This is a genomic window from Paraburkholderia sp. SIMBA_030 (assembly GCF_046535245.1).
In the GTDB taxonomy this organism is placed as follows: Bacteria; Pseudomonadota; Gammaproteobacteria; order Burkholderiales; family Burkholderiaceae; genus Paraburkholderia.
In genome coordinates this window covers 1-277 of sequence record NZ_JAWRXB010000377.1, presented here as the reverse complement: position 1 = coordinate 277, position 277 = coordinate 1, and the positions used below count along the sequence as shown (strand labels likewise).

The 277-nt window shown below is 59.2% G+C and carries 1 protein-coding gene; it reads left to right on the top strand.

From position 1 onward, the window contains the following. Nucleotides 1–43 precede the first annotated feature (43 nt). The coding region (locus SB772_RS40415) for a hypothetical protein (RefSeq protein WP_410838571.1) at nt 44–277 on the top strand (234 nt) is incomplete at its 3' end.

Here is a 277-nt window from a genome sequence, read left to right as displayed (position 1 = left end):
CGACCGACAATCGCGATCCAACGCCGAACGACGCTGGAGTGTGTTGAAGGACAGCGGCTGGGCGCTCTTCAACGTCGCTTCGAATGTTCTTAGCGGTGCGGTCGGCACAGCCGTCTGGGTCTGGCAAACCATCAACCAGATTCAACAGGCACTCGACGCCCATGACCAGGATGACCGCTTCATCGAATGGACGTCGGTGTCGGACATTCTGCTGGCGATCGGCATTATTCTCAGCCATCACGCCGTGATGCGACGCAGGAGGCTTTCGAGCAAGCCC